This window comes from Aquabacterium sp. (assembly GCF_049274795.1).
Classification (GTDB): Bacteria; Pseudomonadota; Gammaproteobacteria; order Burkholderiales; family Burkholderiaceae_C; genus Aquabacterium.
The window spans coordinates 40,038-61,504 of the sequence record NZ_JBASTH010000086.1; the positions used below are offsets into that span (position 1 = coordinate 40,038).

Below are 21,467 nucleotides of genomic sequence, written 5' to 3' on the forward strand. Positions count from 1 at the left end.
CGCATCAAATTCGGGCGCGAATATTGCTTCATTTGAGTGCATTAACAACCCAAGCTGGCGCACACAACCCATAACAGTGCGCAATCCGCTCTTTCACAACTCACCGACGATGGAACAACTCAAACAAGGCACGGATGCGCTGTTCATCCTGCTGGGCGCCGTGATGGTGCTCGCGATGCATGCCGGCTTCGCTTTCCTGGAACTGGGCACCGTGCGGGGCAAGAACCAGGTCAATGCGCTGGTCAAGATCCTGGTGGATTTCTGCGTGTCCACCATCGTGTACTTCTTCGTGGGCTACACCGTGGCCTACGGGGTGGATTTCTACGCGGGCGCCGGCACCCTGGCCCAGGGCAACGGCTATGCGCTGGTGAAGTTCTTCTTCCTGCTGACCTTCGCCGCGGCCATCCCGGCCATCATCTCGGGCGGCATCGCCGAGCGGGCCAAGTTCGGGCCGCAGCTGATCGCCACGGCCCTCATCGTCGGTGTGTTCTACCCCCTGTGCGAAGGCGCGATGTGGGCCAACAGGTTCGGCTTCGGCGACTGGCTGACGCGCATGACGGGCGGCACCTTCCATGATTTCGCCGGCTCGCTGGTGGTGCATGCCTTCGGCGGCTGGGTAGCACTGCCCGCCGTGCTGATCCTGGGTGCGCGGCGCAACCGCTACCGAAAAGACGGCGCCATGTCGGCTCACCCGCCCTCCTCCATCCCCTTCCTGGCACTGGGTTCGTGGATCCTGGCCGTGGGCTGGTTCGGCTTCAACGTGATGAGCGCGCAGACCATCGACAAGATCTCCGGCCTGGTGGCGGTGAACTCGCTGATGGCGCTGGCCGGCGGCACCCTGGTGGCCGTGCTGATGGGCCGCAATGACCCGGGCTTTGCCTACAACGGCCCGCTGGCCGGGCTGGTGGCCGTATGTGCTGGCTCCGATGTGATGCACCCCGCTGGCGCGCTGGTGGTGGGCGGCATCGCCGGGGCCATCTTCGTCGTGATGTTCACGCTCACGCAGAACAAGTGGAAGATCGACGACGTGCTGGGCGTGTGGCCGCTGCACGGCCTGTGCGGCGCCTGGGGCGGCATCGCGGCCGGCATCTTCGGGCAGGAGGCCCTGGGCGGCGTCGGCGGTGTGCACTTGGGCACCCAGGTGGCGGGCACGGTGATCGTGGTGTTCTTCGCGCTGGCCACGGGCTTTGCCGTCTATGGGCTGCTGCACCGCGTGCTGGGCCTGCGCCTGACGCAGGAAGAGGAATTCGACGGCGCGGACCTGTCCATCCACCGCATCAAGGCCAGCCCCGAGCAGGAAGTCTCGTGGTGAGATCTGGCGCGGCTGGACATTTTGACCAAAATGGCTAAAATGGACCACACACTGACGACGGATGTCCCATCATGACCGCTCTGACCCTGCGCAATCCCCGAGGCGAAGATGTGCCGGTGGCTGAATTTTCAGCCACCGAGGCCAAGAACAGCTTTGGCAAGGTGCTGGACACGGTGTTCAGCCAAGGCGTGGTGGCCATCACCAAGCGGGACCGCCCCACCGCCGTGGTGCTGTCCCTCGATGCCTACCAGGCCTTGCTCGATGCGCAGGCCCAGCCGCTGGACACGCTGAGCCATGAGTTCGACGCCCTGCTGCAGCGCATGCAGGGGCCCACAGCCCGCGACGCGATGCTCGATGCTTTCGACGCATCGCCCGACGAACTGGGCCTGGCGGCCGTGGCCGCAGCCAAGGGCTGAACAGCCTCTGGCCTGACGCCCGCCGACGTCAGCATCGGCCCCCCAGGGTCATCAAGACCTTCTGACTGACAAGGCGCACCACCCGGTGCGCCTGAACCTATTGATAAATCAACAAGAGAGAGACAGCACCGTGGCCACCACCGACCACACCCCTCGCCTTTTCGTCCTTGCCGGCACCAACGGCGCCGGCAAGAGCAGTGTCGGTGGCGCCACCATCCGGGCGCGTGGTGCGCAGTACTTCAACCCTGATGAGGCCGCGGCCGCCATCCGCCGGGCGCAACCGCACCTGAGCGCCACGCAGGCCAACAGCGCGGCCTGGCACGAAGGCAAGCGCCTGCTGCAGCACGCCATCGCCAAGGGCCTGGACTACAACTTCGAGACCACGCTGGGCGGCAAGAGCTTCGCCAAGCTGCTGGAAGAGGCGGCACGCCAGGGCTTCGAGGTGCGTGTGTGGTACGTGGGGCTGGCCAGCCCCGAACATCATCTGGCACGGGTGAAGGCCCGCGTGCGCAAGGGTGGTCACGACATTCCCGAGGCCGACATCCGCCGGCGCTTCGATCAGAGCCGGCTGCAGTTGATCCAATTGCTGCCGGTGCTGACCGAGCTGCGCATGTACGACAACACGGCCGAGGCTGATCCGCACAAGGGCATCGCGCCCAAGCCGCAGTTGCTGCTGCACTGGCAGCGTGACAAGGACGGGCGCGGTGTGGTCAAGCAACCGCAGGATGCCGTGGCCCTGGCCAGCACCCCTGAATGGGCAAAGCCGGTCGTGATGGCGGCGCTCAAGTCCGCGTCGGCGGGCGATGGTGACAAGATCGCCAAGGCAAGCCCTGCGCCCTCTGCCACGGCGAAATCCGCTGCCGGCAAAGCCCCGGTCGAACGCGCCAAGCGCCCAGCCGCTGCACCGCTCAAGCCGGTGGCGACACCGTCGCCAGCAGGCGGGCCGCCAAAGCGAAATCGCCCGGCCAAGTGACCTTGAAGTTCTCAAAGTCACCCGGCACCAGGCGGGGCTGATGGCCCAGCGCCTCGATGGCGCTGGCTTCGTCGGTGATGCGGGCGGCCAGTTCGGGATCACTCAAGGCACCGACCAAGGCGGGACGCAGCAGGCCCAGGCGGAACATCTGCGGGGTCTGCGCTGCCCATTTGGCCGCGCGGTCCACCGTGTTCGCTGATCGGGGCTCGCCCTCGCCCCCGGGCGTGGCAGCCTTAAGCGTGTCGGCCACCGGCAGGGCCAGCAGGCCGCCGACCTCGTCGCCTTCACAGGCATCGATCAGGCGCTCGACCCATTCGGGCCGCAGCAGGCAGCGGGCTGCATCGTGCACCAGCACCCAATCGTGTGGCTGGGCGCCGCGGGCGAGCAGTTCGTCCAGGCCGTTGGCCACGCTTTCGGCACGTGAAGCACCGCCTACGCGGGCCACCCAGCCGCGCTCGCTATCGAACCCCGGGGCGTGCAGCTCGAACTGGGTGTCCTGCGGCGAAAGCACGACCAGGGTGGCGTCCAGCCTTGGCACAGCACCCAAAGCGGCCAGCGTGTGCGCCACGACGGCCTTGCCAGCCACCGGGTGGTACTGCTTGGGGCCGCCCACGCCGGCCCGCTCGCCGATGCCGGCACAGGGCACGACGGCAAAACAACGCGCCTTGAAGCCAGGGGATTGGAAAGTGATGGACATGCGGCTATTGTCGCTGGCGAACCATCCTTCATCGCCATGGCCATTCACACCTCGCACGCCGGGCGCTCCATCGGGGAACGCCCATGAAGAAGAACACCACACCCACATTGCAAGGACGCTGGTGGCTCAAGGAACTCCCGGAGGGCCTGAAGGCCGCCAAGCCCTTCGCCCAAGCACTGGATGCGCTGGAAGCCGCCGATGGCAAGGCCGAAGCGGGTGATGCAAAGGGCCTCGCCGTGGCCACCAAAGCCCTGGAGGCCGTTGAAGACCGGATGGCACCACTGCGCAAGGAGGTCGAACAGCAGTTCAAGGCCGCCGGCAAGTCGCCCGCAGCCGAACCCCTGCAAAACACGCTCGCTGCCTTGAGGGCGGCCACACGCCTGCTCTCGGGCACCCGCGAAAGCCTGCTCAATCGCGGCAAGGCCGCGCCGACCGCCGCAGCCGGCAAGTCCGATGCAGATGACGAGGAAGAGATCACCGGCCTGGCCGACCCCGTGGCCTACCAGGCGCAGTTGAAGGCCGGGCTGATGCGCCTCAAACGGGGCCCGATGCAGTTCGCTGTAGGTCTGGCCAAAACCGCGCCCGATCATCGCTTCCTGGTGCACCCGCGGCAGACCGGTCGTGCGCTGGCCAAGCTGATCCAGAAGGATTCCGAGGCCACGCGCATAACCTGGGGCCAGGCTTTTGCCGACCCCGAACAGCCCACCCGGATTGTGCTGGTGATCGAATCGAAGGTGCTGTCCGGCCTGCGCAAGCAGCTCGAACTCGTCCTCAAACTCAACAAGCCCCTGCCCTACACCACAGTGCGCATCCAGCTAGACGGCCAGGATGTCGATGACGAAGCCCAGGAGTTCGCGGATGCCGATGGACAGGAGGAATCAACACCCGCCCAGCCCTCGAAACCGCCTCAGGCACCCCCCGTCGAAGGGTTGGCACTCAGGCAGGAGATGCAGGCCCTGGGCAACGGGCTGAAAGCACTGATCGCCCAGAAACCCGCCATGGCAGACACCATCGGCAAGTCGGTCGCGCAGTTCGACTCGGCCCTCAAGGGCGCGCAGTGGGACACCGCCCGCAGCATCCTGGCGGCCCTGCGAAAGGCCACGGGCAACAGCGCGGCCCCAAGTGGCGGCACGGCCAAGCCGACCCCGCAGGCAACCACGGCTGCGCCCGCGCCATCATCCGAGGGCCGCAGCCCCACAGGCGCCGTGAACTACGCCAAGGCCAGGCTGGCCTGGCTGGCAGCACGCCAGAAGGTTCATGGCGAACTGGACAAGCTGCGCACCGAGATACGCGACACCTTCGCCGACGAGGACGAACCGACCTTCCCGGATCTGGAAAACCGCCTGACCGGCCTGGATGCCATCCTGGCCACACTGGACGAATCCCTGGCCGACACGCTGGACGCGGCCCTCAATGCCAGTCAAGACGATGCCCGCCGCAGCGAGCACCATCGGCAGGCCCAATCGCAGATCGCGGAGTTCCTGGCCTACGTCGATGCCGATCCCTTGCTGTCGGCCATTGATGCCAACCCCTTCGTGCCCGTGACCGTCCACGCCCTCCTGCAGTCCACCCTGAAGGCGCTGTCGCAAGCCCTCCGGACCTGAGCCAGCCCGACCGCACCGCTACACCACGACCATGACACGCCGCAAGCGCAAACCCAGCCCACAGCAAGTGGGGTTCGTCCAGCAGCACCTGCCAGGAAAACAAGGGGGCGGCAAGGCCACACCCCAACCGCAGACGCAGGCCAAGGGGCCCGCCCCGGTCACGCCACCGACCACGCCTCAGCCCCAGGTGATCACCTGGCAGCCTACCAGCAAGGCATTGACCTACGGCGACACCCTGACCACGGCGGCGCACCTCAACGCCACGGCACTGGGCGGTGCCGTGCCGAGCTACGCGGACGCTGACTCCAAGCTGGTCAATGCCGGCCTGGTGCTGGTAGCCGGTACGCATGTGATCTCAGCAAGCACGGCCGCCACGACCACCCACCTGGCCTCCAGCGCCCCCGTCGCCCAGAGCTTCCAGGTCCGCAAGGCAGCGCCACAACTTCAATGGAAGACACCGACCGCTGTAACGCTGGCCGGCACGCCGCCCGCGTTCGCCCTGAGCAAGACCCAATTGGCGGCCACGGTGATCAAGGGCGAGTCGGCGCTGGCCTACACCCCCGCGCAAGGCACCAAGCTGGCGGCGGGCACGCATTTCCTGCGCGCAGTGCATGCCGAATCCGCCAACTACCTGAAAGGTGAAACCTCGGTCCGCCTGCTGGTGTATGCGAACGTGAAGGAACAAGCCGGCTTCGAGACCGTGCGCCAGGGCAATGGCTGGAAGCAGGGCACCGGCCTGCCGCCAGCCGTGAAGCAGCGCTGGGACAACGACACCGACGGCGTGAAATCCAAGGGGCAGGATTACATGACCAGGATGCAGGACATGACCCCCGACGAGATGAAGGATTTCCTCGACAAGGAAGTCAAGGACAAGTCCACCGACTACCTGTACCAGGGCGGCAACTACCCCAACCAGGTCTGGAAGTTCGCCAACGGCCTGCAGGTGCGCGTCAAGCCTAATGGCGACGCCTTCAGCTCCGAGCCCAAGTTCTGCATCGAGATCCTGGCGGAGGGCAAGCGGCAGGCAGGGCAGTTCAGCACCAGCCAGCAGGACATCCTGTGCAAGCTGAGCATCGATGGCGCCCCGGCCCCGAAAGGCCCTGGTGACACCAACCTCGGCAACGGCACCAACGCCGAGAAGAACAGCTACAAGACAGGCTCCTGCCAGGCCACCCACCCTGTCTGCCGGACCAAGCTCGACGCCAGGCTCGCGTGGACCGCACCCCAACCTATCAAGGCGGGCGAGGCCCTGGGCCCCACGCAACTCAACGCCACCATCACCGAAGGCACGGGCACCATCACCTACGCGCCCGCCGCCGGACAAAAGTACACCAAGCCAGGCACCTACACGCTGCAGGCCACGCTGACGGCCTCCAAGCGCTACAAGGCGGCGCAGGCCAGCGTGCAACTCCAGGTCCAGGCCGTGCCGCCCGTGGCCACCAAGAAAACCGTGGCGGTCAAGAAGACCGCCCCGATCAACCCTAGCAAGAAACCGAAATGACCATCGACATCGACGCCCTGCTCGAACAGGAAGAGGTGGTACTGGCCCCTGAACGCGGCACTTTCGACACCGCCGCCATCGGCCAGCACATCGGCACCATCGGTGCGGCATGGAACGATCCGGTCCGCCCCGAGGTCTGGCTGGTCTTCGCCGACGACGATGCGAGGCAAGCCTTCGTCGACACCTTCGATCCTGCCGGCCCCAAGCAGTACCCCTATGTGCTGCTGTTCGAGGTCCGGCCTGCCACCCTGTATGCCAACCTGTTCGCTGGCGAAGAGGTCTTCCCGCTGGCGCGCGCGCTGCTCCAATGGCTAACGGGCACTTGGGCCTGCAAGGTGGTAGAGCCCGGTACCGAAGAACCTCCGGCCTGAACAGAGGGCATCAATGGCCGACGCGCATGCATGCGTCCGGCCCGCTCTAAAATCGTCGCCTGAGCTTTCAACGCCCGCACACCCCGTGTTCGGGCGCTTTGTCATTTCCGGACCATGCTGCCTGCCCTGCCCCTGCCCTCCATCGCCCCCGGCAAACGCTACACCGTGCCCCGCCCGCTCGGCTCGGCCGATGCCCTGCTGCTGGCGCAGTTCGCACGGGCACGCAAGGCGCAAGGGCAGCTCACCGCCATCATCACGGCCGACCCGGCGGATGCGCAGCGTCTGATCGACGAGATCGGCTTCTTCGCGCCCGAGCTGCGCCGCGCGGTGTTTCCGGATTGGGAAACGCTGCCCTACGACACCTTCTCGCCGCACCAGGATCTGATCTCCGAGCGCCTGGCCACGCTGTGGCGCGTGCAGCAAGGCGTGAAGGGCGAAGCCGACACAGGCGTGGACGTGGTGCTGCTGCCGGCCACCACCGCGCTCACGCGCATGGCCCCGCCGGCCTTCCTGGCGGCCTACACCTTCCACTTCAAGCAAAAGCAGAAGCTCGATGAGGCCGCGCTGAAATCGCAACTGACTTTGGCTGGCTACACGCATGTGAGCCAGGTGGTCTCGCCCGGCGAATACGCCGTGCGCGGCGGGCTGATCGACCTGTTCCCGATGGGCTCGCTGGTGCCCTACCGCGTGGACCTGTTCGGCGACGAGGTCGATTCGATTCGCACCTTCGACCCGGACAGCCAGCGCAGCCTCTACCCCGTGCCCGAGGTGCGTCTGCTGCCCGGCCGCGAGTTCCCGATGGACGATGCGGCACGTGGCGCCTTCCGCAACCGCTGGCGCGAGCGCATCGAGGGCGATCCGACCAAGTCGCGCATCTACAAGGACATCGGCAACGGCGTGGCCACGGCCGGCATCGAGTACTACCTGCCGCTGTTCTTCGACGAGACCTCGACGCTGTTCACCCACCTGGGCAACGCCGCGCTGGTGATGCACGGCGAGATCGACGAGGCCCTGCGCCGCTTCTGGACCGAAACACGCGAGCGCCACCGCTTTTTGCAGCACGACCCTGAGCGGCCCATCCTGCCGCCCGAGGACATCTACCTCAAGCCCGAGGATTTCTTCACCCTGGCCAACGAGCACGCGCAACTGGCCGTGCGCGGCAGCGAGCCGGTCGACTGGGCGCGCCCCTTGCCCGATCTGTCCACCGAACGCGGCGCCCAGGAGCCACTGCGCAAGCTGCAGGCCCACGTGAAGAACGCCCGTCAGCGCGTGCTGGTGGTGGCCGAGAGCGGTGGTCGCCGCGAGAGCCTGCTGGAACTGCTGCGCGACCACGGCATCGACCTGCCCTCGGTCGATTCGCTGCAGGCCTTCGCCGCCAGCGACCATGCCCGTGCGATGGTGGTGGCGCCTTTGGCCGGCGGCTTCATCTGGCAGGAGGCCGCCCAGCCCGACGCCGGCCTGCAGTTCATCACCGAGACCGAGCTGTTCGACGCCAGCCCGACCACGCGCCGCCGCAAGAAGGCCGATCAGACCACCGACGTCGACTCGCTGATCAAGGACTTGTCGGAGCTGAACGTGGGCGATCCGGTGGTGCACAGCAACCACGGCATCGGCCGCTACCAGGGCCTGATCAACCTGGATTTGGGTGAAGGCCCGAGCGAGTTCCTGCACCTGGAATACGCCGACAAGGCCACGCTCTACGTGCCCGTGTCGCAACTGCACCTGATCAGCCGCTACACCGGCGTGAGTGCCGACGAAGCACCACTGCACAAGCTGGGCTCGCCGCAGTGGGACAAGGCCAAGCGCAAGGCCGCCGAGCAGGTGCGCGACACCGCCGCCGAGCTGCTGAACCTGTACGCGCGCCGCGCCGCACGCGAGGGCTTCGCCTTCCGCTTCAGCGCGCAGGATTACGAGGCCTTCGCCGCCAGCTTCGGCTTCGAGGAGACGGCCGACCAGCGCGCCGCCATCCATGCCGTGGTGCAGGACATGATCAGCCCGCGCCCGATGGACCGCCTTGTCTGCGGCGACGTGGGCTTCGGCAAGACCGAGGTGGCCCTGCGCGCCGCCTTCGTGGCCGTGACGGGCGGCAAGCAGGTGGCCCTGCTGGCGCCCACCACGCTGCTGGCCGAGCAGCACTACCAGAACATCTCCGACCGCTTCTCGCAGTGGCCGGTGCGCGTGGCCGAGATGTCGCGCTTCCGCTCCGCCAAGGAGATCAAGGCCGCGATGCAAGGCCTGGAAGACGGCACCATCGACATCGTCATCGGCACGCACAAGCTGCTGAGCGATTCGGTGAAGTTCAAGCGCCTGGGTCTGCTCATCATCGACGAAGAACACCGTTTCGGCGTGCGCCACAAGGAGGCCATCAAGGCCATGCGCGCCGACATCGACGTGCTCACGCTCACGGCCACGCCGATCCCGCGCACCTTGGGCATGGCGATGGAGGGCCTGCGTGACCTGTCCGTGATCGCCACCGCGCCGCAACGCCGCCTGGCCATCAAGACCTTCGTGCGCAGCGAATCCAGCAGCGTGATCCGCGAGGCCGTGCTGCGTGAATTGAAGCGCGGCGGCCAGGTCTACTTCCTGCACAACGAGGTCGAGACCATCGAGAACCGGCGCGACAAGTTGGTCGAGTTGCTGCCCGAGGCGCGCATCGCCATCGCCCACGGCCAGATGCCCGAGCGTGAGTTGGAGCGCGTGATGCGCGACTTCGTGGCCCAGCGCCACAACGTGCTGCTGTGCTCGACCATCATCGAGACCGGCATCGACGTGCCCAGCGCCAACACCATCGTGATGACGCGCGCCGACAAGTTCGGCCTGGCGCAGCTGCACCAGCTGCGTGGCCGCGTGGGCCGTTCGCACCACCAGGCCTACGCCTACCTGCTGGTGCCCGACGTGGAGGGCCTGACCAAGCAGGCCGCGCAGCGCCTGGACGCCATCCAGAACATGGAAGAGCTGGGCAGCGGCTTCTACCTGGCCATGCACGACCTGGAGATCCGCGGCGCTGGCGAGGTGCTGGGTGACAACCAGAGCGGCAACATGATGGAGGTGGGCTTCCAGCTTTACAACGAGATGCTGTCCGAGGCGGTGCGCTCGCTGAAGAACGGCAAGGAGCCGGATTTGCTCTCACCGCTGGGCATGTTCGGCAGCAACACCGACATCAACCTGCACGCACCCGCGCTACTGCCCGACGCCTACTGCGGCGACGTGCACGTGCGCCTGAGCCTGTACAAGCGCCTGGCCACGGCCGATTCGACCGACAAGATCGAGACCATGCTGGAGGAGATCGTCGACCGCTTCGGCAAACTGCCGCCGCAAGCGCAGACGCTGTTCGACACGCACAAGCTGCGCGTGCTGGCCAAGCCCTACGGCGTGGTCAAGATCGACGCCGCGCCGGGCATCATCAACGTGACCTTCCGGCCCAACCCGCCGATCGAGCCGATGCGCATCATCGAGCTGGTGCAGAAGAACAAGCAGATCAAGCTGGCGGGCAATGACAAGCTGCGTGTCGAGAAAGCGCTGAGCGATCCGAAGGACCGGGCGCAATACGTGCGGGATCTGCTGCGGCAGTTGGGGCAGCCGATCAAGGCTTGATCAGGCCAGGTCTTTGATGCCTGGCGCCTTGACGCCCAGGATCGAGGCACCGACGGCCTCGGCCACCTCGATGCCATCGACGCCGGCCGACATGATGCCGCCGGCGTAACCCGCGCCTTCACCCGCCGGATACAGGCCCTTGACGTTGAGGCTCTGGTAATCGCGGCCCCGCGTGATGCGCAGCGGCGACGACGTACGCGTCTCGACACCCGTCAGCACGGCATCGGCCATCGAGAAGCCCTTGATCTGCTTCTCGAAGGCAGGCAGCGCCTCGCGGATCGCGACGAGTGCATAGGCCGGCAGGCTGCCACGGCCCTTCTGGGCCAGATCGGTCATCAGCACACCCGGCTTGTAGGACGGCATCACATCACCCAGTGCGGTGCTGCGCTGGCCCTTGATGAAGTCGCCCACCAATTGGCCTGGCGCCACGTAGCCGCCCTCGCCCAGCTCGTAGGCGCGCGACTCCCAGATGCGCTGGAAGGCCATGCCGTCCAGCGGGTTCACGGGGCCATCGCTCAGGCCATCCTGCCGGTAATCCTGCGGCGAGATGCCCACCACGATGCCGGCGTTGGCGTTGCGCTCGTTGCGCGAGTACTGGCTCATGCCGTTGGTGACCACGCGATCGGGCTCGGAGGTGGCGGCCACCACCGTGCCGCCTGGGCACATGCAGAAGCTGTAGACCGAGCGGCCATTGCGGGCGTGGTGCACCAGCTTGTAGTCGGCCGCGCCCAGGATCTCGTTGCCCGCGTTGGGGCCGAAGCGCGCGCGGTCGATCACACCCTGCGGGTGCTCGATGCGGTAGCCGATCGAGAAGGGCTTGGCCTCCATGTGCACACCGCGCTCGTGCAGCATCGTGAAGGTGTCGCGCGCGCTGTGGCCCAGCGCCAGCACGACATGGTCGGCGCGCAGTTGCTCGCCGCTGGCCAGCGTCACGCCACGCACATGGCCGTTTTCGATCTGCACGTCCGTGACGCGTTGCTGGAAGCGGATCTCACCGCCCAGCGACTCGATCTCGGCACGCATCTTCTCGATCATGCTGACCAGGCGGAAGGTGCCGATGTGGGGCTTGCTGACGTAGAGGATCTCTTCGGGCGCGCCGGCCTTGACGAACTCGGTCAGCACCTTGCGCGTGAGGTGGCGCGGATCGCTGATCTGGCTCCAGAGCTTGCCGTCGGAGAAGGTGCCGGCCCCGCCCTCGCCGAACTGCACGTTCGATTCGGGGTTGAGCTCGCTCTGGCGCCACAGGCCCCAGGTGTCCTTGGTGCGCTGACGCACTTCCTTGCCACGCTCGAGCACGATGGGGCGCAGGCCCATCTGCGCCAGGATCAGGGCGACGAACAGCCCACAGGGACCGAAGCCGACGATCACAGGACGTGGTTTGGAAGCAGCGCCGCCGTCAGCCGACGCATGGCCGATGAAGTGATAGCTGGTGTCCGGCGTAGGCCGAATGTGCGGATCGCTCTTGAAGGCGTCCAGCAGGCGGGTCTGCATGGCCGGATCGGCCAGTTCGCAATCCACCGTGTAGATCAGGATGATGGCGGACTTCTTGCGCGCGTCGTAGCTGCGCTTGAACACCGTAAAGTCCTTGAGATCAGCGCCAGCCTTGAGGCCCAGGCGGGCCACGATAGCGGGCTTCAGGGCATCTTGCGCATGGTCCAGCGGCAACCGCAGTTCAGTGATTCTCAACATGGCCTATACGCTATACGCTGATGCGCTGGTAATCGCAAAAAGGACGCCGGAGAAGATGCACGCAAGGCCTGTTGTAAAGGCTATCGCAGGCCCAGCGTAAAAGTAACATCGGAACCCTCCATTTTAGGTGCAAATGCCGTTTTTGGGGCCCTACATGGCTGCAGGGGCCTGCTGATCAAACCCCACGCCAGGGGACAGCCAGCGCCAGACGCCAGTTCGGTGCCGCACGCATGTCTGCCCACAGGCGACGCAACTCGAACACATTGGCCGTCCAGGGATCCTGGCGGGGCGGCATGAGCGTAGCGCCATAGTCCACCGGCTCCGTCTGGCGCACGTAGGTGCCGAACAGGTGGTCCCACAGCATCGTGAACTCGCCGAAATTGCGGTCCAGGTAGACGGCGTTACGTCCGTGGTGCAGGCGGTGATTGGCCGGCGTGTTGAACACCCATTCGAACCAGGGCAGCCAGCGCAGCCGCGGGATCCACGAGGTGTGCGTCCAGAAGGACCACAGCTCGATCAGGGCGTAGCACAGCACGATCATCTCGGCGTGGAACCCCAGCAGCGCCAGCGGCAAAAAGAACGGGATACGGTCCAGCGTGTCCAGCAGGCCCAGGCGCGGGCCCACCGTCAGGTTGAACTCAGGCGCCGTGTGGTGCACGCTGTGGCCGACCCAGAACCAGCGCACGTGGTGCTGCGAGCGGTGCAGGCAATAGGCACACAGATCCGTGCCCAGCAGGCACAGCCCCCAGGCCAAGGCGCCATCGGCAGGCAGATCGAACACCCCGAAGGCCTCACGCACAGCCTGCAGCACCGGCAGAACCACCAGCAAGGTGGTGATCACATAGGCACCGAAATGCAGCAGCGCCAGCGACACGCTGGACAAGGTGATGCGCACCGTGTGCGTCGGGCGCCTGCGCCAAGCAGACCAGGCCAGTTCCAGCACGATCAGGCCCACCACCAGGAACAGTTGGTGATCGATCACCGCCTGCACCCAGGGCGTCAGCAAAACCTCGCCCATGTCAGCGATCAGGCCTGCCGGGCTGATGGCGGGTGACATCCTCCAACGCCATCAGCAGGCTGGTGCGGTCGGCTTCGCTGACATCCTGGGATGCGCGGCCGCTCAGGGCGCCTTCGAGCGCCCACAGCAACTGCAGCGGGGCCTCCGGGAACGCCGCCCTCACGCGCACGAAGGCCGTGACAGCCCCGGCCTTGCGCAAGGCGCTCTCGGAGCGGATGCCAGCCTGCACCAGCATCCCCGCGAACGCAGGCCCCAGGTTGGGCAGCGCCTGCAGACTGGCAGTACCGCGCCCCGGGCTGCTTGAACCAGCCCCCTTGGGCGCCGCCTGCCCCCCCAGCTTGGCAGCCTTGCGCGCGGCAGGCCGGTTGCGCACCGCACACTCATAGGCCAGGTGCGCCCACCAAGCCATGCGCTCGGGGTCATCGAACACCTCGGAGGGGGCGTGGTGATAGCGCAGGGTGGCCGTCTTGCCCTTGGATTCGTAAGTGAAAGGCATCAGGCCCTCGCGCTCGAACACCGCCTGCGTGTGGTCGTCGGCCTTGAAGTACAGCTGCTCGTCGGCGATCAGCGCGAACATCAGGCCATCGCGGTACACGCCATGCCCGCCGAACATGGGCTTGGCCTGGACCGGCGCGAACAAGGCCATCTGCTCGACCACTTGGTCGGCGAAGGCCTGCTTGCGGGAAGGGATAGGCGCACGGGGCATGATCAGGCATCCTGCGGTGAGGGGTGAAGGATAATCCAGCCTCTTTCAAGCCGTGCTTTGATCTTCGCCATGAGTGCTCCCCTCGAATTCGCCCCCGGTCTGGTCGTCCAGCGCTTCACGCCGCCTTTGACCTTGCGCGCCTTCAAGGCCATCGCGTTCGACATGGATTCCACCCTGATCAGCATCGAGTGCATCGACGAGATCGCCGACGCCGCCGGCAAGAAGGCCGAGGTGGCCGCCATCACCGAAGCGGCCATGCGTGGCGAGATCACCGATTTCAAGGACAGCCTGCGTCGCCGCGTGGCCCTGCTCAAGGGCGTGCCGGCCGAAGCGCTGCAGCAGGTCTATGACCAGCGCCTGAAGCTCAACCCCGGCGCGCCGGAGCTGATCAACGCGGCCAAGGCCGCCGGCCTGCAGACCCTGCTGGTGTCCGGCGGCTTCACCTTCTTCGCCGACCGCGTGCGCGAGCGCCTGGGCATGCACGAAGCACACTCCAACGTGCTGGAAGTGCAAGGCGGCCTGCTGACAGGCCAGGTGCTGGGCGACATCGTCGATGGCGAAGCCAAGCGCCAGCATTTGCTCGCCCTGTGCGCGCGCATCGGTTGCGAGCCCTCCCAGGCCATCGCGGTGGGCGATGGTGCCAATGACTTGCCGATGATGGGTGCTGCCGGCCTGAGCGTGGCCTACCACGCCAAGCCCAAGGTGCGTGAACAGGCCATGGTGGCCATCAATGAAGGCGGTCTGGACCGCCTGCTCGAATTGATGGCCTGAGCCGTCAGGCCCTTCAGCGCAACTGCTCGGTCTCGGGGCGCGTGAGGTTGATGCGCGCCAACTCCTCGGAGGCCAATCGGCTGGCCTCGGCCAGCACCGCCGCGAACTGATCGATCTGCTCGAAGGTGTGGTCGGCCATGATCTGCAGGCGCAGGCGGCTGGCATCGCGCGGCACGGCGGGGTGCTCGACCAGGTTGACCAGCATGCCGCCGGCCAGCATGAAGCGCGTCAGCAGGCGCGAGCGGCCAATGCCGCCCACCACCAGCGGCACTACCGCTGAGGGCAGCCCCAGCACGGTATGCCCCGTGCCCTGCAGCAATTGCCGCAGGTGCAGTGCGTTGTTCAGCAGGTTCTGGCGCCGCACCTGGCCCTCGGGCGATTGAACGATGTCCAGCGCCTTGAGCACCACCGCCGCCTGCACGGGCGACATCGCGTTGGTGAAGGTGTGCGGCCCGCAGCCGAAACGGATGGCCAGTTTCAGGCCGGGCTCGTTGCAGGCCACGAAGCCGCCATTGGCCGCGAAGGTCTTGGAAAAACTGCCCATGACCACGTCGACCTTGCCCAGCATGCCCTGGGTTTCCAGAGCGCCCAGCCCGTGGGGGCCCATGCTGCCCAGGTCATGGGCCACGTCGACCATCAAGGTGGCCTGATGGCGGTGGGCCAGTTCCTGATGGGCCTGCAGATCGGGTGAATCGGCGTCCATCGAGAACAGCGATTCAGTGACGACCAGGATGCCGGCGGAGGGATACTCCTGGCGGATGCGCACCAGGTGGGCTTCGAGCTCCGTCACGGACAGGTGGGCGAAGCTGTGGACGTGCTTGGTTGCCCCCCGGGCGCCCTCCCATAGGCTGGCGTGCGACAGGTGGTCGATCACCACATGATCACCCGGGCGCACCAGGGTGCGGATGGCACCATAGCCCGCGCCCCAGCCGGTCGGGAACAGCGCGCACGAGCGCATGCCCAGGAAACTGGCCAGCCGCTGCTCCAACGCCACCGACAGGGTCGTGTTGCCCATCAGGGCCGGACTCCCGGCCGAGTGCACGCCATAGCGGGCGATGGCCTCCACCGCCGCCGTCTGGATCTGGGGGTGGCAGGCCAGTGACAGGTAATCCTGGCTGGCGAAGTTGATGCCGTCGCCCAGGGGCCGGCCCTTGCGGTCATGCGCCTGGGCGTGCGTGAGCACCGGTCCCACGATCTGCTTGGCGAAGGTGTCGATGCTGAAATCGTCCAGCATGTCCCAGCCGTAGGGCAAAGGGCTCAGCCGTCCCAGCAGTGATGCGGGGCGGGCGATGGCGGGCGATGCGGCGGTATCCCCTGAAGCCTGAGCCTTGGCCATTTCGGCCAGGAATCCTGCCAGCGTTCCCTGAAGGGCGATTGTTGTGCGGTCCATGGACCGGCACTGTACGGCGATCCTTCCGCATTTGACGAATCACGACACACCCCACTTGAGGGGGTTCAAGCTTTGGCAGGAATCGGTTCAGCCATGAGCACGATGCCGTCTTCGTCGGCGTAGAGCCAATCGCCCGGGCGCACCCACACGCCCTGGATCTGCACGACCACGTCGCGCTGGCCCTCGTTGCGCTTCTCGGTGGGCAGGGGCATGGAAGCCAGCGCCCGGATGCCGGTGTCGCATTCGGCCAACTCGGCCACGTCACGCACGCAGCCGTCGACCACCACGCCGGCCCAGCCGTTCTTGGCCGCGGCCTTGCCCAAGTTGCCGCCCACCAGGGCGCGGCGCAGCGAGGCACCACCGTCGACCACCAGCACGCGGCCGTTGCCCGGTGAATCCACGGCCGCCTTCACGAAGGAGTTGTCCTCAAAGCACTTGACCGTGCTGACCGGGCCGGCGAACTTGCGCTTCTTGCCGAAATCCTTGAACACGGGCGGCAGCACGCGGAAAGCGCCGTCGGTGTCGTTCTTGTGCTCATCGCACAGGTCGCAGGTCACGAAATCGGTCATGGCAGGCTCCAGGGATTCAAGTCGGGTAAAGATACAAGGCTTATTGTCACCGCCCAGAGGGTGGCTGCCGGGCAGAACGCCTGAATGAGGGACAATGGAAGGCTGTCCGCACCCTGCCGCCCGATGAGTTCGACACCTTCTTCCATCCCCGTGACGCGACGCTGGCTGCGCCAGGCGCTGACGTGGCTCGTGGGTGTGGGCCTGCTGGCCTGGCTGCTGAGCCATGTGCCGCTGGACACGGTGTGGGAAGCGCTGGGCACCCCCTCTGCGCTGGTGTGGGCCGGCACGTTGATGGGCCTGCTGTTGAGTTACCTGATGCGCGCCGCGCGACTGCAGGTGGTCATGGGGCTGAACGATGGGCTGAACGACCAAGCCCATGGGGGCGCCCAACCACGCAAGGCACTCGGCCTGCGGCTGGACGCCCTGCGCGTGATCCTGATGCACAACGCCGCCGTGAACCTGCTGCCCATGCGCGCGGGCGAGCTGAGTTTTCCCTGGCTGGCGTCCACCCAGTTGCGCATGCCCCTGGCCCAGGCCGTGGCCAGCCTGTTGTGGATGCGCCTGCAGGATCTGGCCGTGCTGCTGGCCCTGGGGCTGCTGCTGTGGCCCGGGCTGCCCATGGTCTGGCGCGCGGCCGGGCTGACCCTGCTGGTGCTGGGGTGGTTCGCGGGACTCAAACTGCTGGACCTGCTGCAGGCGTCGAGCAATGCCAGTGCTCCTACATCGAAGCAGCGGCAACTGCTGCAGCGCCTGCATGCAGCCCTGGTCGATCCGCACCACCACCGGCCCGCCGCCTGGGGCTTCACCTGGGCCAACTGGGCGATCAAACTCACGGCGGGTGCACTGTTGCTCTCCGCCATCACCCAGACCAGCCTGGGGGCGGGTTGGGCTGGCGCCCTGGGTGGCGAGCTGGCCGCCGTCGTGCCCATCCAGGGGCCGGCCGGTTTCGGCACCTACGAGGCGGGTGTGTGGGCGGGTTTCGCCCTCAGCACGCCCGCCAGCACCTTGGCGCAGGGCCATGCCGTGGCCGCCGCCCTGGCCCTGCACCTGTGTTTCCTGCTGTGCGCCGTGGCGGCAGGCGCCATCGCCTGGGCCACGCCCTCGTGGTCGTCCTCGCGTCTTCCCGACTGACGGCCCCCACGCGTTTTTGCTACAACCCCTTCTCTGATGCCTGTTGAGTCCATGGACACCGCTCTCACCCGTTCCCCCTCGCACCGCCTGTCCATCGTCGTGCCGATGTACAACGAGGTGGACAACGTCGAGCCCTTCGTGACCGCGGTGCACAACGCCCTGGACAGCTACCCGCACCCGTGGGAGCTGATCATCGTCAACGACGGCAGTCGCGATGGCACGCAACAGGCGCTGGACAAGCAGGCCGAGCTGCGCGGCTCCCACGTGCGCCCTATCCACCTGTGGCGCAACTTCCGCCAGACCGCCGCCATGCAGGCTGGCATCGACGCGGCACGCGGCGACGTCATCGTCACGCTCGATGGCGACCTGCAGAACGACCCGAAAGACATCCCATCGCTGGTCGACAAGCTGCTGAACGACGACCTGGACCTCGTCGCCGGCTGGCGCCAGAACCGCCAGGATGGCTTCATCCTGCGCAAGATCCCCTCGCGCATCGCCAACCGCCTGATCCGCCGCATCACCGGCCTGGAGTTCCAGGATCTGGGCTGCAGCCTCAAGGCCTACCGCGCTGATGTACTCAAGCGCGTGCGCCTGTACGGCGAGATGCACCGCTTCATCCCCGCGTGGATGGCCACGGTCACGTCGCCCGCACGCATGTCCGAGGTGCCCGTGAGCCACCACGCCCGTACGGCCGGCGAGTCCAAGTACGGCATCTCGCGCACCCTGCGCGTGGTGCTCGATCTGCTGGCGGTCAACTTCTTCCTGCGCTTCGCCGGTCGCCCTGGCCACTTCTTCGGCGGCGTGGGGCTGGGCGTGGGCCTGGTCGGCACCCTGATCCTGTCCTACCTGGGCCTGCTCAAACTGCTGGGTGAATCCATCGGCGGTCGCCCGCTGCTGTGGCTGGGCTTCTTCTGCGTGCTGGGCGGTCTGCAGTTCCTGACCACCGGCGTGCTGGCCGAACTTTTGATCCGCATTTACTACGACCGGGGCGATGTGGCGCCGTACCACACATCGCACACGGCCCCTGCGTCCGACGCCGACAGCTGGCATCGCCGGACCTGATCCTCCCCTCTGCTAGCCATGACCAACACGACCTCTCCCGCTGCGGCCACCCCCACCCCTGACATCGCGCGCACCCAGGGTGCCCGGCCGGCGCACCGCTGGCCCCGCCTGTGGGGCCGCCGCATGTGGTTGCTGCTGGCCCTGGCCGCCGTGCTGCTGGTGTACCGCACTGCCGTGGTGCACTACAGCGGCATCTCGCTGTTCTTCGACGAGGCCCAGTACTGGGATTGGTCGCGTGAGTTGCAATGGGGCTACTTCTCCAAGCCACCGGTGATCGCAGGCCTGATTGCCGCCGGCACGGCCGTGTTCGGCAACGGTGTGCTCGGTGTGAAGATCATGCCCATGCTCACCTATGTGGCCACAGCCGTGGCCATGGTCGGGCTGGCACGTGCGCTGTGGCCCACCTCCAGCGGCGTGCGCACCGGCATCGTGGCCGGCGCGCTCTTCCTGACCTCCCCGATGACCGGCCTGCTGGGCATGTTCGCCAGCACCGACGGCCCCCTGCTGCTGTGCTGGACGCTGGCCGCCTGGGCCCTGTGGCGCGCCCAGGTCACCAACCGGCTGGGCCTGTGGCTGTTGTGCGGCGTGGTCTGCGGCGTGGGCATGCTGAGCAAGTACACGATGGCGGCCTTCGCCATCACCGCGCTGTGGGCGCTGTGGGGCGTGCACGGGCCAAAGCGCGGGCTGCTGCGCCTGGGCCCCTGGGTGGCCATTGCCGCGGCACTGGCCGTGCTGGCGCCCAATGTGCTGTGGAACGCAGAATGGGGCTTCCCTACGCTGCAGCACACCGCTGACATCACCACCAAATCCAGCCGCTCCGGCGGGCCGGTGGCCGCACTGGTGTTTCTGGTGGGCCAGATCGCCATGCTCGGCCCGGTGGCCGTGATCGCCGGCCTGTGGCTGCACCGCCGCGTGCACACCGGCACCAACGAGGTGGCCGGCCAGAGCCAGTGGGCCGCCTCCAGCCAGATGCTGCCCCCCAGCCAGTGGGCTGCCAGCACCCAGGTGGCGTCGTCCAGCCAGCCGGCGTCGTCGCAGTTGTCGCAGCCTGAGCAGGCGCGTACCAAGTCCACCCGCAACTCGGCCTACTACCTGGCCTCGGTCACGTCCTACCGCTACCTGGTGGCCCTCAGCGCCCCGCTGCTGCTGATCGCGGTGGCGCAAGCCTTCCGCGCCGGTGCGCACGTAAACTGGGCGGCACCGGCCATGATCAGCCTGCTCCTGCTGCTGGCCACGCGCCTGAGCCTGCCCCTGGTGCCGCTGTCGGCCCCCCGACCGCAAGCCTGGTTCTGGCTGGTGCTGGCCAGCAACCTGATACTGACCGGCATCGTGCTGCACGCCCGCGACGTGATGGGCGACAAACTGCCCGCCAAGGCCGACGTGCTGGTGCGCATGCGCGGCTGGGACGCCGCGTTCGGCCAGCTCGATCCGCTGCTGAACGACCCACGCGTGCAGGGCCTGCCCATCGTGGCCGACAAGCGCCTGCTGCTGGCCCAGGCCGCCTACCAATGGCGCAGCCACCAGCCTCGCATCATGGCCTGGAACCCCACCGGCGCGCATGGCGACCACTACCAGTTGCAGCGCAGCATGCCCAACACCGTCGGGCAGGACGTGCTGCTGCTGACCGATGCCCCCGATCCGGACTACATCCTCAACCGCTTCGCCTTCAAGCGCGAACTGGGGCGCTCCATGGTGCAGGTGGGCCCTGGCCGCCAGATCACGCTGTACCTGTACTTGGCGCGCGGCTTCGTGGGCTACGACAACAAGACCTACACCCAGCAAAGCGGCACGGCCAACGAGCGCAGCGAGGACATCCCTTTCACGGAACAACCCCAAGGCGGGCCTAGCAATTGACGCCTCCTGATCGATCCCGAAACGCGCATACGGCCAGAACCGCCCGTCATGAGCCCGACGATGACGACGACAGCTTCGACACCCGGCTCATCTGGGCGGGCCTGTTCCTGAGCCTGGCGCTGTTCGCCAAGGTGCCCACCATCGACCTGATCTTCTCGCAGCGCTACTACACGCCCCAGGCCGGCTTCTTCCAGGCCAACAACCCGCTGGTGCAGGCCCTCTACCAGTACACGCCCATGCTGGGCAACACCTTGCTGGTGCTCAGCGCACTGCTGGCCCTGGGCGCCCCCCGGCTGGCCAGGTTGGCACGCCGACAAGGCCAGAACCATGCCGCGACTCAGCTCACAGGCCTGTGGCGCCGCACCGCCATCGGTTTGCTCTTGATGGCCACGCTCAGCTCGGGCCTGATCGTGGAGCTGGGCCTGAAGAACTTCATGGGCCGCCCCCGCCCCGTCCAGACCATCGAGTTCGGCGGCGACCAGCCCTTCCACGGTGCCTTCCAGCGCGGCGACAACCCCGGCAGCCACCGCAGCTTCGTCAGCGGCCACGCCGCGGCCGGCTTCAGCCTGATCGCCCTGGGGCTGTTCGCCGGGCGCACCTGGCGCCGACGCTGGACGCTGATCGGCCTGACCGCCGGCGCCCTGGTGGGCCTGGGCCGCATCATGCAGGGTGGCCACTACCTCAGCGACGTGGTGTTTTCCTTCTACGCTGTCTGGCTGTCCTGCGAACTGGTAGCCTTCGGCATGCGGCGCTGGGATCAGCGCCGACAAGCCCCACCCCGCGCCCCCACCGCGACCTGACGCCCCCGT

At 67.0% G+C, this 21,467-nt stretch carries 18 protein-coding genes; 12 read left to right on the forward strand and 6 right to left on the reverse strand.

All coding sequences use genetic code 11. The annotated features are described in order from the left end of the window. Nucleotides 1-109 precede the first annotated feature (109 nt). The 3 genes from WAQ08_RS13930 to WAQ08_RS13940 all read left to right on the forward strand — a co-directional run bounded on the left by WAQ08_RS13930 (nt 110) and on the right by WAQ08_RS13940 (nt 2,701). On the forward strand, nt 110-1,312 hold the full coding sequence (locus WAQ08_RS13930; protein WP_422192195.1) for an ammonium transporter: 1,203 nt from the start codon (nt 110-112) through the stop codon (nt 1,310-1,312). A gap of 71 nt (nt 1,313-1,383) precedes the next feature. Further along, the gene (locus tag WAQ08_RS13935) at nt 1,384-1,728 is read left to right on the forward strand and encodes a type II toxin-antitoxin system Phd/YefM family antitoxin (RefSeq protein ID WP_422192196.1); all 345 of its coding nucleotides are present in this window, start codon (nt 1,384-1,386) and stop codon (nt 1,726-1,728) included. 130 nt (nt 1,729-1,858) lie between these two features. Continuing rightward, nucleotides 1,859-2,701 (forward strand): zeta toxin family protein, encoded by an 843-nt coding sequence (locus tag WAQ08_RS13940; RefSeq protein ID WP_422192198.1) that lies wholly within the window; start codon nt 1,859-1,861, stop codon nt 2,699-2,701. On the opposite strand, the gene ispD is transcribed toward WAQ08_RS13940, so the two are convergent. After that, entirely contained in the window at nt 2,637-3,398 is a 762-nt protein-coding gene (gene ispD, locus WAQ08_RS13945; protein WP_422192200.1) for a 2-C-methyl-D-erythritol 4-phosphate cytidylyltransferase, read from the reverse strand. The genes WAQ08_RS13940 and ispD overlap by 65 nt on opposite strands. Before the next feature lie 83 nt (nt 3,399-3,481). On the opposite strand from ispD, the gene WAQ08_RS13950 reads away from it, so the two are divergent. The 4 genes from WAQ08_RS13950 (at nt 3,482) to mfd (ending at nt 10,468) form a co-directional block, all read left to right on the forward strand. Next, nucleotides 3,482-5,002, forward strand: a complete 1,521-nt coding sequence (locus WAQ08_RS13950; RefSeq protein WP_422192202.1) for a hypothetical protein — start codon at nt 3,482-3,484, stop codon at nt 5,000-5,002. Between the two features lie 31 nt (nt 5,003-5,033). Next, nucleotides 5,034-6,503 carry a hypothetical protein gene (locus WAQ08_RS13955; protein WP_422192203.1) on the forward strand — a complete coding sequence of 490 codons (1,470 nt, stop codon included), beginning with the start codon at nt 5,034-5,036 and terminating at the stop codon, nt 6,501-6,503. Beyond that, complete coding sequence (locus WAQ08_RS13960) at nt 6,500-6,874, forward strand: hypothetical protein (protein WP_422192204.1); 375 nt, start codon at nt 6,500-6,502, stop codon at nt 6,872-6,874. Before WAQ08_RS13955 ends, WAQ08_RS13960 begins: the two co-directional genes overlap by 4 nt. A 114-nt stretch (nt 6,875-6,988) precedes the next feature. Beyond that, nucleotides 6,989-10,468, forward strand: a complete 3,480-nt coding sequence (mfd, locus tag WAQ08_RS13965) for a transcription-repair coupling factor (protein ID WP_422192205.1) — start codon at nt 6,989-6,991, stop codon at nt 10,466-10,468. Here the strand turns inward: mfd and WAQ08_RS13970 are convergent, their stop codons facing one another. The 3 genes from WAQ08_RS13970 to WAQ08_RS13980 all read right to left on the reverse strand — a co-directional run bounded on the left by WAQ08_RS13970 (nt 10,469) and on the right by WAQ08_RS13980 (nt 13,881). After that, nucleotides 10,469-12,157, reverse strand: a complete 1,689-nt coding sequence (locus WAQ08_RS13970) for an NAD(P)/FAD-dependent oxidoreductase (protein ID WP_422192206.1) — start codon at nt 12,155-12,157, stop codon at nt 10,469-10,471. A gap of 175 nt (nt 12,158-12,332) precedes the next feature. Next, a complete protein-coding gene (locus WAQ08_RS13975; protein WP_422192208.1) occupies nt 12,333-13,214 on the reverse strand; it encodes a sterol desaturase family protein in 882 nt (293 codons plus the stop codon). Then, nucleotides 13,177-13,881, reverse strand: coding sequence for a TfoX/Sxy family DNA transformation protein (locus WAQ08_RS13980; protein ID WP_422192210.1), 705 nt, complete (start codon nt 13,879-13,881; stop codon nt 13,177-13,179). Before WAQ08_RS13980 ends, WAQ08_RS13975 begins: the two co-directional genes overlap by 38 nt. Nucleotides 13,882-13,950: 69 nt before the next feature. Here WAQ08_RS13980 and serB point away from each other — a divergent pair, with 69 nt between their 5' ends. After that, on the forward strand, nt 13,951-14,652 hold the full coding sequence (gene serB, locus WAQ08_RS13985; RefSeq protein WP_422192212.1) for a phosphoserine phosphatase SerB: 702 nt from the start codon (nt 13,951-13,953) through the stop codon (nt 14,650-14,652). Nucleotides 14,653-14,665: 13 nt separating this feature from the next. Here the strand turns inward: serB and WAQ08_RS13990 are convergent, their stop codons facing one another. Then, nucleotides 14,666-16,042 carry an aminotransferase class I/II-fold pyridoxal phosphate-dependent enzyme gene (locus WAQ08_RS13990; RefSeq protein WP_422192213.1) on the reverse strand — a complete coding sequence of 459 codons (1,377 nt, stop codon included), beginning with the start codon at nt 16,040-16,042 and terminating at the stop codon, nt 14,666-14,668. Between the two features lie 65 nt (nt 16,043-16,107). Beyond that, complete coding sequence (gene rraA / locus WAQ08_RS13995) at nt 16,108-16,611, reverse strand: ribonuclease E activity regulator RraA (RefSeq protein WP_422192214.1); 504 nt, start codon at nt 16,609-16,611, stop codon at nt 16,108-16,110. Nucleotides 16,612-16,734: 123 nt separating this feature from the next. Between rraA and WAQ08_RS14000 the strand changes: the two genes are divergently transcribed. The 4 genes from WAQ08_RS14000 to WAQ08_RS14015 are packed head-to-tail and all read left to right on the forward strand — an operon-like array spanning nt 16,735 to nt 21,458. Continuing rightward, nucleotides 16,735-17,742, forward strand: coding sequence for a lysylphosphatidylglycerol synthase domain-containing protein (locus WAQ08_RS14000; protein ID WP_422192216.1), 1,008 nt, complete (start codon nt 16,735-16,737; stop codon nt 17,740-17,742). Between the two features lie 51 nt (nt 17,743-17,793). Continuing rightward, a complete protein-coding gene (locus WAQ08_RS14005) occupies nt 17,794-18,804 on the forward strand; it encodes a glycosyltransferase family 2 protein (RefSeq protein WP_422192218.1) in 1,011 nt (336 codons plus the stop codon). Nucleotides 18,805-18,822: 18 nt separating this feature from the next. After that, entirely contained in the window at nt 18,823-20,658 is a 1,836-nt protein-coding gene (locus WAQ08_RS14010) for an ArnT family glycosyltransferase (RefSeq protein WP_422192220.1), read from the forward strand. Continuing rightward, a complete protein-coding gene (locus WAQ08_RS14015) occupies nt 20,655-21,458 on the forward strand; it encodes a phosphatase PAP2 family protein (RefSeq protein ID WP_422192223.1) in 804 nt (267 codons plus the stop codon). Before WAQ08_RS14010 ends, WAQ08_RS14015 begins: the two co-directional genes overlap by 4 nt. Nucleotides 21,459-21,467: the final 9 nt, after the last annotated feature.

Coding starts and splice junctions, on each gene's coding strand:
- WAQ08_RS13990 (WP_422192213.1), bottom strand. CDS start 16,042: ATGGACCGCACAACAATCGCCCTTCAGGGAACGCTGGCAGGATTCCTG.
- WAQ08_RS13930 (WP_422192195.1), top strand. CDS start 110: ATGGAACAACTCAAACAAGGCACGGATGCGCTGTTCATCCTGCTGGGC.
- WAQ08_RS13935 (WP_422192196.1), top strand. CDS start 1,384: ATGACCGCTCTGACCCTGCGCAATCCCCGAGGCGAAGATGTGCCGGTG.
- mfd (WP_422192205.1), top strand. CDS start 6,989: ATGCTGCCTGCCCTGCCCCTGCCCTCCATCGCCCCCGGCAAACGCTAC.
- WAQ08_RS13975 (WP_422192208.1), bottom strand. CDS start 13,214: ATGTCACCCGCCATCAGCCCGGCAGGCCTGATCGCTGACATGGGCGAG.
- serB (WP_422192212.1), top strand. CDS start 13,951: ATGAGTGCTCCCCTCGAATTCGCCCCCGGTCTGGTCGTCCAGCGCTTC.
- WAQ08_RS14000 (WP_422192216.1), top strand. CDS start 16,735: ATGAGTTCGACACCTTCTTCCATCCCCGTGACGCGACGCTGGCTGCGC.
- WAQ08_RS14010 (WP_422192220.1), top strand. CDS start 18,823: ATGACCAACACGACCTCTCCCGCTGCGGCCACCCCCACCCCTGACATC.
- rraA (WP_422192214.1), bottom strand. CDS start 16,611: ATGACCGATTTCGTGACCTGCGACCTGTGCGATGAGCACAAGAACGAC.
- WAQ08_RS13960 (WP_422192204.1), top strand. CDS start 6,500: ATGACCATCGACATCGACGCCCTGCTCGAACAGGAAGAGGTGGTACTG.
- WAQ08_RS13970 (WP_422192206.1), bottom strand. CDS start 12,157: ATGTTGAGAATCACTGAACTGCGGTTGCCGCTGGACCATGCGCAAGAT.
- WAQ08_RS14005 (WP_422192218.1), top strand. CDS start 17,794: ATGGACACCGCTCTCACCCGTTCCCCCTCGCACCGCCTGTCCATCGTC.
- ispD (WP_422192200.1), bottom strand. CDS start 3,398: ATGTCCATCACTTTCCAATCCCCTGGCTTCAAGGCGCGTTGTTTTGCC.
- WAQ08_RS13950 (WP_422192202.1), top strand. CDS start 3,482: ATGAAGAAGAACACCACACCCACATTGCAAGGACGCTGGTGGCTCAAG.
- WAQ08_RS13980 (WP_422192210.1), bottom strand. CDS start 13,881: ATGCCCCGTGCGCCTATCCCTTCCCGCAAGCAGGCCTTCGCCGACCAA.
- WAQ08_RS13955 (WP_422192203.1), top strand. CDS start 5,034: ATGACACGCCGCAAGCGCAAACCCAGCCCACAGCAAGTGGGGTTCGTC.